The organism is Amycolatopsis sp. NPDC051061 (assembly GCF_040682935.1).
Classification (GTDB): domain Bacteria; phylum Actinomycetota; class Actinomycetes; order Mycobacteriales; family Pseudonocardiaceae; genus Amycolatopsis.
This window is the reverse complement of sequence record NZ_JBFBBZ010000055.1, coordinates 20344-30172: the sequence shown is the minus strand read 5'-3', so window position 1 is coordinate 30172 and position 9829 is coordinate 20344. Positions and strand designations below refer to the sequence as shown.

Genomic DNA, 9829 nt, shown 5'->3' with positions numbered 1-9829 from the left:
CGGAAAAATGTCGGTGACATCTGGGGCTTCGCTCCAGGTCGGGGGCTTCGCCACCCGAGCCCCCGGAAAAATGTCGGTGACATCTGGGGCTTCGCTCCAGGTCGGGGGCTTCGCCACCCGAGCCCCCGGAAAAATGTCGGTGACATCTGGGGCTTCGCCCCAGGTCGGGGGCTTCGCCACCCGAGCCCCCGGAAAACTGTCGGTGGGGTAGGCGACAATGCTCCTCGTGCCCCGACTCGGCTCCGGAATCCCGCTCGTCGCCCGTACCCACGAGATGCGGCGGCTCCGCGCCGCCTTCGCCCGGGCTGAACGTGGCGAAGCCGGCGCGGTGCTGCTCTCGGGGGACGCCGGGGTCGGCAAGACCCGGCTGCTGACCGCGCTCGGCGAGCACGTCGAGGCGGGCGGTGGGCTGCTGCTCACCGGCCGCTGCATCGACGTCCGCGAAGGCGGTCTTCCTTACCTTCCGTTCGCCGAAGCGCTCGCCCCGCTGGGCAGCGCGGCGGACCCGGTGGTGGCCGCGGCGGTGCGGCTCCGGCCCGCGCTCGGGCGGCTGCTGCCGCAGGGCCAGGGCATCGAGGAGCCCCGCGCGGCCGAACACTCGCCGATGACCTCGAACGACCGGGAGACCATGGTGCGTCCCCGGCCCGAGCAGGATCTCGGTCAGCTGCAGTTGTTCGACGCAGTACTGGGGGTGCTGACCGAGATCGCCGAGTCGCGCCCGGTGGTGATCTTCCTGGAGGATCTCCACTGGGCCGACGCCTCGACCCGCAACCTGCTGTCCTTCCTGCTCAGCAGGCTCCGGGCGCAGCGGCTGCTCGTCGTGGGCAGCTACCGCGAAGAGGACGTGCACCGGCGCCACCCGCTCCGCGGTCTCCTTTCGGAGCTGGTCCGGCTGGCCACCGTCGAGCGCGTCGACCTGCACCCCTTCGGCACCGCCGACGCCCGGAAGTTCGTCGAGGCGCTGGCCGACGAGCCGATGCCGGCGGACGTCGTGGCCGACATCGTCACCCGGTCCGAGGGCAACCCGTTCTTCGCCGAGGAGCTGCTCGCCACCCAGTCCGAGTGCAACGACCTGCCCGCCGGGCTCGCCGAAGTGCTGTTGTCCCGGCTCGAGCGCCTCTCGCCGGACACCCGCCGGGTCGCCCGGGTGATCTCGGTGGCGAACGAGCCGGTGATGCACGGGGCGCTGGCCGAGGTCTCCGGGCTGGGCGAGCTGGAGCTCGACGAGGCGTTGCGCGAAGCCGTCCAGCACCACGTCCTGGTGGTGCTCGGGGACGGCTCCTACACGTTCCGGCACGCGTTGCTGCAGGAAGCGGTGTACGGCGACCTGCTGCCGGGGGAGCGGTCGCGCACGCACGCGGCGTACGCCGCCCGGATCCAGGCGCGGCCGCAGGGCCGCGGGCACGACGCGAAGCTGGCCTACCACTCGATGCAGAGCAGCGACCTGGTCACCGCGCTGCCGGCGTTGCTGCGCGCGATGGACGAGGCCGAGAAGCTCGGCGCGCCCGGGTCGGCGCTGCAGCACGTCGAGCAGGCACTGTCCATCTGGGACGCCGTCCCGGCCGCCGAGCGGCCCGAGGGGTTCGACGAGCTGCGGCTGCTGCACGAGGCGTCCTACTTCGCGGGCACCTCCGGCGAGCCCGAGCGCGCCGCCGCCTTCGCGCGGTCGGCCACGCAAGCCCTGAAACCGGACACGGCGGTCGACCGCGCGGCGAAGACGTGGCGGCGGCTGGCGGAGGCGCTGCTCGCCCTGGAGGGCACCCTCGAGGAGGCGACCGCGGCCATCGACCGGGCCTGGGACCTGGTCAAGGACGCCGAGCCGAGCGGGACGCGGGCCTGGGTGCTGGCCAGCCGGGCCGGGTTCCTGCGGATCCTCGAACAGCCCGGCGCGGCGCTGGACAGCGCGCGCACCGCGGTCGCCGACGCGCAGGCGGTCGGCGCGGCGGGCGCGGAGGCGTCGGCGCTCACCACGCTGGGGACGCTGGCCGACTCGGCGGGTGACGCCGCCGAGGCGCGCGAGTGGCTGCGCAAGGCCCAGCGGAAGGCGCGGGACGCCGAGGCCCTGAACACCGAGATCCGCGCGACCTACTTCCTTGCCCTGAGCTACGACGACCAGGCCGAGTTCGCCGAGGCCCTCGAGCAGGCCGGGCGTGGTGTCGCCCGGGCCGAAGAGGCCGGGCTGAGCTGGAGCGTCTACGGGCTGGAGCTGCGGGCGCGGCAGCTGATGCTGCGGTACATCATGGGTGACTGGCCGGAGGAGAGCGCCGGGCGTGCCGGGCGCGGGGTGTCCAGTGCGGTCGCCGCGCGGATCCTGGCGATCTGGTCGCTGTTCGTCGTCGCGCGCGGGCGGTTCGACGAAGCCGCGAAGCTCGTCGCCGGGCTGCGGCAGCACTGGACCGCGGACATGCAGATCCCGCTGTCGGTCGGGGACGCGGGCATCCAGCTGGCGTACTGGCGGGGCGACCACGCCGAGGCGGTGCGCCGGGCCGAGGACCTCATCGGCTGGCTGGAGCGGATCGAACCCGGCCTGCTGGCCGGCATCCGGGTGGCCGCGGTCGGCGTCACCGCCGCGGCCGCGCTGGCCGCCGACGCCCGGGTCCGCGGCGACCAGGCCGCGGCCGGCGCCGCGGTGGCGGCGGGCGAGCGGATGCTGGCGCACGGCCGGATGAGCTCGGTCGTCGGGCAGCCGCGATCGGGGACGCTCGGGCCGGAAGGCCGCGCCTGGCTGGCGCGCCTGGAGGCGGCGGCGACCTGCCTGACCGGCCGGGGTGACGCGCGGCTGTGGGCGGCCGCGGCGGCGGCGTTCGGCTACGGCGCCGTCTACGAGGAGGCGGTCTGCCGCTGGCACGAGGCCGAAGCGCTGCTGGCGACGGACGAAGACGCGAAGCCGGCGCTCGAAGCGGCGCACGCGGTGGCGGTCCGCCTCGGCGCGATTCCGCTGCGGGACGCCGTCCGCGACCTGGCCCACCGCGCCCGGGTCGAGCTGGCCGGGGTCGAGCCGGCCGCGCCGGCCCGCACGGTCGCCAACCCGCTGACCGACCGCGAGCGCGACGTCCTCGAGCGCGTGGCCCTGGGCCGCACGAACCGCCAAGTCGGCGAAGAGCTGTACATCAGCGAGAAGACGGTCAGCGTCCACCTGTCCCGCGTGATGGCGAAGCTCGGCGCGAGCCGCCGCGCGGAAGCGGTGGCGATCGCCTACGACCGCGGTCTCCTGACGGCCCCCACCGCCGAACACGCGTGATCAGCGGGTCGACACGCGTGATTGGGAAGCCGACACGCGTGATTGAAGGGTCGACACGGCAAGTGTCGCCGTGTCGACCCTCGGGTCACGCGTGCTGACCCTTCAATCACATCAGCGGGGGAGACGGCGGAGGGCCTTCAGGCCCAGCGTCATGCCCTTCGCCCACAGCGAACCGGGGACTCGGCGAGGCGGGCGGAGCGCCGGCCCGCGCTGCAGCGCGATCGACTGGGACTCCGTGTACTTCAGCAGGCCCTCGGCGCCGTTGCGGCGGCCGACGCCGGAGTCCTTCATGCCGCCCATCGGGACGCCGACGCTGCCGAACGTCGCCGCGTAGCCCTCGTTGACGTTGACCGTCCCGGCCTTGAGGCGCGCCGCGACCTCCCAGCCCGCGCGGCCGTTGCGCGACCAGACGCTGGCGTTGAGCCCGAACGGCGTGTCGTTCGCCCGGTCGATGGCCTCGGTGACGTCGGTGTAGCCGTAGATCGAGACGACCGGCCCGAACGTCTCCTCCGCGAACGGCACCATGTCCGGCGTGACGTCGGAAAGCACCGTCGGCTCGTAGAACAGCGGGCCGAGGTCGGGCCGCGCGCGGCCGCCGGTGAGCACCGACGCGCCCTTCGCGCGGGCGTCCTCGACGTGCGCCGACACCGTCGCGAGCTGCTCTGCCGACGTCAGCGACCCCATCTGGGCCTGGTAGTCCAGCGCGCCACCGAGCTTCACCGCCGCGGTCCGCGCGACGAACGCGCGGGTGAACTCGTCGCGGATGTCCTCGTGGACGTAGATCCGCTCGACCGACACGCACAGCTGACCCGCCGAGGAGAAGCACGCGGTCACCGCGCCCGTCGCGGCCTTCGCGATGTCGGCGTCGGGCAGCACGATCATCGGGTTCTTGCCGCCGAGCTCCAGCGAGTACGACGTCAGCCGCTTCGCCACCTGCCCGGCCAGCTCCTTGCCGGTCGGCGTGGACCCGGTGAAGCACAGGTAGTCCGACTCCTCGACCAGCGCGGTGCCGATCTTCGAGCCGCGGCCGAGCACGATCTGCCAGGTCCCGGCCGGCAGCCCGGCCTCCTCGGCGAGCTCGTGCAGCCAGAGCGCCGACAGCGCGGTCTGGTTGTCCGGCTTCTGCACCACGGCGTTGCCGGCGGCCAGCGCCGGGAAGACGTCCATCGCGGTGAGCGCCAGGGGGTAGTTCCACGGCGAGATGACGCCGACGACGCCCTTGGGGTGCCGGATCTCGCCGGCGCGGGTCAGCCCCGGGATGACGCCGGCGACGCGGCGGGGAGCGAGCAGCTTCGCGGCGTGCTTGCCGTAGTAGGCCGCGACCAGCGCGGTCGCGCTGACCTCGTCGAACGCGTCGAGCCGCGCCTTGCCGGCCTCGATCTGGACCAGGTCGAGCACCTCGTCCTGCCGGGCCAGCACCAGGTCGTGCAGCCGGGTGAGGACGCGGGCGCGCTCGGCGGGGGAGCGGTCCGCCCACGCCCGCTGGGCCGTCCGCGCGCCGGCGAAGACCGCGCGGACGTCGGCGTCGGTGGCCTGGGGCAGCGTCGCGATCGGCTGCCCGGTGAAGGGCGCGTGCATGCGGATCGGCGCCGAGTCCGCGCCGCTCGCCACGCGGGCGACGAGCTGGGCCGCCCGCGCCGAGCCGGGCGCCCCGGCGACGCCGCCGACGGTCGGCGGCAAGGGGGTGTCTTCGACTGCGTTCGCGGGGGTCGTGCTGGTCACCAGGACGTCTCCGTTCCGCGGCGTCCGGAGTCCGCACGACGCCGCGTAGGGGTTACCGACGAGTACAACCATACCGTCGGTACGTCAGTTGTCCAACCTGATGTGAATAAGTTTCACGTATTGGGTGGGTTCAGCGGCGGGAGCTGGTAGTTCGGCTCGGTCGGCGACGGCGACTCCGACTGGCCGGGATGCGACTGGGCCTGCGTCGCACCGCCGTAGGGGTCGTCGAGCCGTGGAGAAAGCCCGCCGGACTGGGCGGGGAACGGCTGCGACGGCGGCCCCACCTCGCCGGACTGGGCCGGGAACGGCTGCGAGGCCGGCCCGCCCTGAGCCGGGAAGGGCTGCGAAACCGGGCCGCTCTGGGCGGGGAAGGGCTGCGACGACGGCGCACCCGGGTACGGCTGCGGCCCGCCGGGGTACGGCTGGGCACCGGGATACCCCGCGAACTGCTGCTGCGGCGGCACCGGGTACGGCCGCGACTGCTGCTGGTACGGCCCGCCGTACCCGGGCGGCGGCCCCAGCGGCGCGGTGGCCGGCGCCCGCCGTCCGGCGAGCGCCGCGAGGACCAGCGTCACCACGCCGAGCGCGCCACCGCCGAGCAGGATCCAAAACCCGATGCCGGTCGAGTAGCGCGAGGTGAGCGATCCGTCGTCGGCCTCGTAGCTCAAGGTCGCCGAGACGTCCATGCCGAGCATCCACACCGCCGCGGCGACCCCGGCGCCCCCGGCCACCAGGGCCGTCCGGGCGCCCGAGCGCACCCCGGCGCCCGCCGAGCGCCGCGCGCCCGCGATCGCCAGGCCGGCCCCGGCCAGCAGCACCAGCGCGCCGGCCGACAGCGGGATCCCGTACCGCGCGACGTGGGTGTTCTCGTAGAACTTCTTCGCTTCGTCGCTGGGTTCGACGTCGAACGAGCGCGTCCAGGCGCTGATCGTCTGGCTGCTTTCGGCCTTGCCGCCGACGATCTGCTCGAACTTCGTCTGCGGGAGGAACGATCCGGCCAGCACGAGCACCGCGGCGACGGCGCCGACGATCCCGGCGATCAGCCGGAGGCGGGCGCCGGCGTCGGTGGGCGGCCGCCGCGGCGGTGGCTGCTGTGGCTGGGGAGGGCCGTACGGGTTCTGGTACGGGCTGGCGGTCATCGGAACTCCCCTCTTCCGGGGGGATTGGACCACGAATCCGCCTGCGGGATAAGGGGTATTCCCGCCCTTGCGTGGCCCGGCTGGTCAGCTTGGCGCAGTGGCTGCGTCCTGGTAGAGCAGAACCGCGATCCGCTTCCACTCCTCGAGCAGCTGCCGGCGCCGGTTCGGGTCGCCGCCGAGCTCGGCGTCCAGGGCCAGGCCGCGGGTCAGGTTCACGGTGAGCCAGAACAGCATTTCGGCGCGTTCGGGCGGGAGCTCGCCGGCGACGTGGGTGACCTGCTCGAGCGTGGCGCGCCCGAGCGCGCGGTCGACCGGGCGGATGGCCGCCCGCAGCTCGGGGTCCGTGCGGGCGGCGACCCACAGCTCGGTGACGGCGGTCGAGAGCGTGCCCGAGTAGCCGGTCCAGAGCAGGTCGATCGCCGCGGCGACGCCGGTGCCGCCGCTGGGCAGCTCGTCCAGCGACGCGGCGAGCTGGCCGCGCAGCTTCGTCGTGAGGTGCTCGACGGCGGCCGCCATCAGCTCGGCCTTGGCGGTGAAGTGGTGCTGCACCGCGCCCTTCGACACGCCCGCCCGGGCGCAGATCTCCTGCACCGAGGTCCGCGCGTAACCGACGTCCACCAGGCAGTCGATGGTGGCGTCGAGCAGCGCCGTGCGGGTCTGTTCCCGCCGCTGCGCCTGGGTCCGGTGCGCCGTCGAGGTCACTTCGGCCTCCCTGCTTTACGTACAGGCCGGTACGGATGTACATTCCGCAGAGAACTTACATGCTGTTCGTCATGTTTTCCAGCAGGAGGGTCCCGTGCCGCTTCAACTCCCCAAGAGCTCCTGGAGCACGACCGAGCTCGACGACCTCCGCGAGCTCTCGCGGTCGTTCCTGCAGAAGGAGGCCGTGCCGCACCAGGAACGCTGGGCGGCGGAGAAGAAGGTCGACCGAGAGCTGTGGACCAAGGCCGGCGAAGTCGGCCTGCTCTGCCTGTCCATCCCCGAGGAGTACGGCGGGGGCGGCGGCACCTTCGCCCACGAGGCCGTGCTCTACGAAGAGCAGGCGCGCTCGGGCGACAGCGCGTGGGGCGTGACCGTCCACAACGGAATCGTCGCGCACTACTTGAGCGCGTACGCCTCCGAAGAGAAGAAGCGCGAGTGGCTGCCGAAGATGGCCAGCGGCGAGCTGGTCGGCGCGATCGCGATGACCGAACCCGGCACCGGCTCCGACCTGCAGGGCATCAAGACCCGCGCGGTGCGCGACGGCGACCACTACGTCATCAACGGCGCGAAGACCTTCATCACCAACGGTTTGCACGCCGGCCTGGTGGTCGTCGCGTGCAAGACCGACCCGGACGCGGGCGCGCAGGGCGTCTCGCTGATCGTCGTCGAGACCGACACCCCGGGCTTCCGCCGCGGCCGCGTGCTCGACAAGGTCGGCCTGAAGGGCCAGGACACCGCCGAGCTGTTCTTCGACGACGTCCGCGTGCCCGCCGCCAACCTCCTCGGTGACGCCGAAGGCCAGGGCTTCTTCCAGCTGATGCTGCAGCTGCCGCAGGAACGGCTGATCATCGCCGTCACCGCGGTGGCCGGGCTGGAGGCCGCGGTCGACCTCACGCTGGAGTACACGAAGGAGCGCACGGCGTTCGGCCGGCCGATCTTTTCCTTCCAGAACACCAAGTTCAAGCTCGCCGAGGCGGCGACCGAGGCCGCGGTGGCGCGGGCGTTCCTCGACCAGTGCATCGAACGCCACCTCAAGGGCGAGCTCGACGTCCAGGGCGCGGCGATGGCGAAGCTGTGGACCACCGAGCGGGTCAACAAGGTGATCGACGACTGCGTGCAGCTCTTCGGCGGCTACGGCTACATGAGCGAGTACCCGATCGCGCGTGCCTGGGCCGACGTCCGGATCTCGCGGATCTTCGGTGGCACCAGCGAGATCATGAAGGAAATCATCTCCCGCTCGCTCTGAAGGGACCGACTATGAAGGCAGGTCCGCTCAGCGGCCTGAAGGTGGTGGAACTGGCCGGGCTCGCCCCCGGGCCGTTCGCCGCGATGATCCTTTCCGACCTCGGCGCCGACGTCGTCCGCGTCGACCGCGCGAAGCCGGGGGAGGACGTGCTCGGCATCCAGACCGACCCGCTCGCCCGCGGCCGCCGGTCGGTCGGCATCAACACCAAGACGCCCGAAGGCGTCGAGCTGGTGCTGAAGCTGTGCGAGACCGCGGACGTCCTCATCGAGCCCTTCCGCCCCGGCGTCGCCGAACGGATCGGGCTCGGCCCCGACGTCGTCCACGCCCGCAATCCGCGGCTGGTCTACGGCCGGATGACCGGCTGGGGCCAGGACGGGCCGTTGACGAAGGCGGCCGGACACGACATCAACTACATCGGCATCGCCGGCGCGCTCGAGCCGATCGGGCGCGCGGGCGAGCGGCCGGTGCCGCCGCTCAACCTCGTCGGCGATTTCGGCGGCGGCGGGCTGCTGCTGGCGATGGGCATCCTCGCGGCGCTGTACGAACGAAACACGTCGGGGCAGGGCCAGGTCGTCGACGCGTCGATGGTCGACGGCGCCGCGCTGCTCACCACGAGCCTGCACGGCATGGCCGCCGCCGGGCTCTGGGGCGGGGACCGCGGTGACAACATGCTCGACGGCGGCGCCCCGTTCTACGACACCTACGAGACCGCGGACGGCAAGTACGTCGCCGTCGGCGCGATCGAGATGCGGTTCTGGGGCGACCTGGTGAAGGTCCTCGAGCTAGACCCGGAGTCGTTGCCGCTGCACATCGACAAGACGCAGTGGCCTCGCCTCCGCGAAATCCTCGCGGCGGCGATCGGCAAGCACACGCGCGACGACCTCGTCGCGCGCGCCGAAGGCACCGACGCGTGCCTGACGCCGGTGCTCGCGCCCGGCGAAGCCGCTTCGCACCCGCACAACGCGGCGCGCGGAACGTTCGTCGAGATCGGCGGGATGGTCCAGCCCGCCCCCGCCCCGCGGTTCGACCGCACCCCGCCGGAGACGCCGGAAGCCCCGCGCGCCAAGGGATCCGACACCGAAGCCGTGCTCGCCGAACTCGGCGTCACGGACCTCGGCGCGTTGCGTTCGGCGGGCGCGATCGCCTAGTTCTTCACGAGGTCGGAGCGCACGACCGAGTAGAGGACGCTGTCGCGCCACTCGCCGTCACGGAAGCAGTAGCCGCGAAGGATGCCTTCGCGCGTGAAGCCGGCCTTCTCGAGGGCGCGTTGTTCGGCGCGGTTGTCCACCTCGGTCGTCGCTTCGACCCGGTTGAGCTGGGTGTGGGCGAAGAGGTACTCGGCGAGCAGGCGCTGGGCTTCGGTGCCGTAGCCGTGGCCGCGCGCTTCCGGCACCAGGACGAGGCCCACTTTCCAGCAGTAGCACGTCGGCCCGGACCGGCTGCGGTGCCAGGAGACGAGACCGAGGACGCGGCCGCCGAGCGTCGGCACGAGCATGCCGGTTTCGGCGGTGAGCATCCCGGTCTCCTGCCAGCGGCGGCGCAGGTAGCCGGGATCGTGCCAGCCGAACCACTGGTGCTCCCCGGCGGCGACGGGATCGTTGGTCAGCTGTTCCAGGAGGTCGAGATCGTCTTCGGCCACGGGCCGGAGCACGACTCTGGGACCATCGTCGTCCATCGGGCGACCTTATCGGCCGCCTGACCGGAATCGCCCCGGGATCCGGGGATCCACCCGGTCGAGCCACGCCCGGTGACGGACCGGAACCCGTGACCAAGGGGTCG

Annotated in this window: 7 protein-coding genes; 3 read left to right on the top strand and 4 right to left on the bottom strand. The window is 72.8% G+C overall.

Annotated features, from left to right (window positions below; all coding sequences use genetic code 11):
• The first annotated feature begins 217 nt into the window (after positions 1-217).
• On the top strand, positions 218-3241 hold the full coding sequence (locus AB0N03_RS43865; protein WP_364385815.1) for an AAA family ATPase: 3024 nt from the start codon (positions 218-220) through the stop codon (positions 3239-3241).
• Positions 3242-3352: 111 nt separating this feature from the next.
• Here AB0N03_RS43865 and AB0N03_RS43860 read toward each other — a convergent pair whose 3' ends face one another.
• From AB0N03_RS43860 to AB0N03_RS43850, 3 genes are all read right to left on the bottom strand, one after another.
• Positions 3353-4963 (bottom strand): succinic semialdehyde dehydrogenase, encoded by a 1611-nt coding sequence (locus AB0N03_RS43860; protein WP_364385813.1) that lies wholly within the window; start codon positions 4961-4963, stop codon positions 3353-3355.
• 113 nt (positions 4964-5076) lie between these two features.
• Entirely contained in the window at positions 5077-6102 is a 1026-nt protein-coding gene (locus AB0N03_RS43855) for a hypothetical protein (protein ID WP_364385810.1), read from the bottom strand.
• Between the two features lie 84 nt (positions 6103-6186).
• Positions 6187-6804 carry a TetR/AcrR family transcriptional regulator gene (locus tag AB0N03_RS43850; protein ID WP_364385807.1) on the bottom strand — a complete coding sequence of 206 codons (618 nt, stop codon included), beginning with the start codon at positions 6802-6804 and terminating at the stop codon, positions 6187-6189.
• A 94-nt stretch (positions 6805-6898) separates the two neighbouring features.
• On the opposite strand from AB0N03_RS43850, the gene AB0N03_RS43845 reads away from it, so the two are divergent.
• Together AB0N03_RS43845 and AB0N03_RS43840 are read left to right on the top strand one after the other, a co-directional pair.
• Positions 6899-8050 carry an acyl-CoA dehydrogenase family protein gene (locus tag AB0N03_RS43845; RefSeq protein ID WP_364385804.1) on the top strand — a complete coding sequence of 384 codons (1152 nt, stop codon included), beginning with the start codon at positions 6899-6901 and terminating at the stop codon, positions 8048-8050.
• An 11-nt stretch (positions 8051-8061) separates the two neighbouring features.
• Positions 8062-9198, top strand: a complete 1137-nt coding sequence (locus tag AB0N03_RS43840) for a CaiB/BaiF CoA-transferase family protein (protein ID WP_364385801.1) — start codon at positions 8062-8064, stop codon at positions 9196-9198.
• Here the strand turns inward: AB0N03_RS43840 and AB0N03_RS43835 are convergent.
• A complete protein-coding gene (locus AB0N03_RS43835) occupies positions 9195-9725 on the bottom strand; it encodes a GNAT family protein (RefSeq protein WP_364385799.1) in 531 nt (176 codons plus the stop codon). The genes AB0N03_RS43840 and AB0N03_RS43835 overlap by 4 nt on opposite strands.
• Between the last annotated feature and the right edge of the window lie 104 nt (positions 9726-9829).

What these genes read in the sequence shown, in the direction of transcription:
- AB0N03_RS43865 (WP_364385815.1), top strand. Translation starts at nt 218, where the DNA reads ATGCTCCTCGTGCCCCGACTCGGCTCCGGAATCCCGCTCGTCGCCCGT.
- AB0N03_RS43855 (WP_364385810.1), bottom strand. Translation starts at nt 6,102, where the DNA reads ATGACCGCCAGCCCGTACCAGAACCCGTACGGCCCTCCCCAGCCACAG.
- AB0N03_RS43840 (WP_364385801.1), top strand. Translation starts at nt 8,062, where the DNA reads ATGAAGGCAGGTCCGCTCAGCGGCCTGAAGGTGGTGGAACTGGCCGGG.
- AB0N03_RS43835 (WP_364385799.1), bottom strand. Translation starts at nt 9,725, where the DNA reads ATGGACGACGATGGTCCCAGAGTCGTGCTCCGGCCCGTGGCCGAAGAC.